The following is a 1903-nucleotide window of genomic DNA, read 5'->3' as shown; positions in this document are numbered from 1 at the left end:
GCAAACTCAGTTCAAATGGCTGACCGGGGGGCAAGACCAGAGGCTGGTCGTTTATCCCGCTCACCGGTTTGACCGCCGTGGGGGCATCGTGTATCTGACCGGTCTGTCGGTCCGTAATCGTGATATCGGTGTTCTGTGGCCGGGTATGGTCCTGCCAGGCCAGCGTTTTCAGGTCAATCGTTTCTGTCACCGGCGCGGGGTTATAACCACTGCGGCTTTTCCCCTGCGAGGTTTTGGTGCCGCGGAATCTGGGCTTAAGTCGTTTCTTTTTCGCATACCAGTGAGTCTGGCGGCCGGCATCCGTGGTGATGCGTTCCCCCTGAGTCGCTATATTGTGCAGTTCGCCGATTTCCCCGTCCAGCGCGCCGCCCGCCACGATTTGGCTGTCGTGATTGGTGACTTGCGCACTGGTGAGCGTGATATTGCCCCCCGCCAGAATTTTACCCGGGTCACTCTGCTTAACCTGCGTTTCCTTCACGGTACGGGTGTACTGATATTCGTAAAAGTCATTACTGCGGCTGCCATCCGGCATGATGGCATCGTGCACGCCGTATGTGTTGTGGCGGGAGGTGTCCACCTGTGACCAGTCATAACGGGTGGTCTGGCCGCTCAGTACCGCATCGTGATGTGGCGATTTTTCCGTTTCGACAACCTGAGTCACCAGACCGGCGTTGGTATTGTGAATCTGGTCGGCCTGAATTTTCAGGTTTTTCCCCGCCTCAATTGTCGCGGCGTGGTTATTGAGCTCACTGGTCTGACCGGTGGCTGTCAGGCTGTTGTCCAACTGGCCGCCAATGTGCATATCGCCCACGCTGTAAATCTGGGCATGATGACTGTTGTTCAGTATCCCGGCGCCGATATCCAGCCGGTCACGCGCGGCAATCACGGCGGCTTTGCCGTCCCGTGCGCTGTTATTCAGGGTGCCTGTCTGGAGGGCGAGTTGGTCACCGTAAAGGCGCCCGGTGCCGGTATTGTTCAGGGTATTCGCCGTGAGATGGGTCAGACCGCCGTCAATCAATCCGGTATTGTTCAGCGTATCGTGGACCTTGATTTGCGTTTGCCCGGCGCTGATGTTACCGGCGGCGCTGTTGGTGAGATTTTGCGCACCAAGATGCAGCGCCCGACCGGCTTTTATCTGGCGGTCATTGAGAAGATTGCCGGTGGTTTTCAGGGTCAGGTTGCCGTTGGCCGCGGTGTTGCCGGTATGGTGAAAATCTTCGGTTAAGGTGACCGCCATATCGCCCTGCGATAACAGCTGGCCGTCACCGCTGAGGGCCCCGGCGTTAATATCCACCTGCTTCCCGGCAATTAAGGTACCCTGTTGGTTGTTAATCCTCAGATGCGGTTGCTGAGCCTCGCTGTTGATGGTGAGCTGTTTGCCCGCAGAGACCAGCCCCTGGATATTATTCAAGCTCTGGCTGATGTTTGCTTGCAGGTGGTCGGCCGCTCGTAAAGCCCCCTGATGGTTGTCCACCTGTTGGGCGTTGACCGTCAGGTTTTGCGCTTCCAGTCCTTTATCTGCCTGCGCCGTGTCACGATTAATCAGGTGAGAGGTGTTCAGGCTGAGTTGTGCGCCGCCACGGATAAGGCCGCCGGTGTTATCGGTTTGAGTTTCAGCATTAAGAGCGGTGTCGCCTACGGCTTGCACCTGCCCGTGACGATTGTCGAGCCGCTGGGTTTTCAGGTTGAACGTACCTGCCGACAACAATTTGCCGTCCCGGTTATCGGTCTGCGCCTGTCGGGTGTCAATAACCAACTGGCCGCCTTGCAGATGACCGTGGCGATTGTCCAGCGGACCGCTGGTGACGGTGGTTTTGCCTTCACCAATAATCTGGCCCTGTTGGTTATCCAGTAACTGCCCGTCGGTATCCAGATTCAGGGCGTCTGCGGATTGTAAGGTCCC

The 1903-nt window shown here is 57.3% G+C and carries 1 pseudogene; it reads right to left on the bottom strand.

Features of this window, described 5'->3' with window-relative positions:
• Positions 1-1903 (bottom strand): annotated as a pseudogene (locus KZ793_RS00245) (hemagglutinin repeat-containing protein); the annotation flags it as partial.

This window comes from Photorhabdus antumapuensis, from assembly GCF_020387775.1.
Classification (GTDB): domain Bacteria; phylum Pseudomonadota; class Gammaproteobacteria; order Enterobacterales; family Enterobacteriaceae; genus Photorhabdus; species Photorhabdus antumapuensis.
This window is presented reverse-complemented; position numbering and strand designations above follow the sequence as displayed.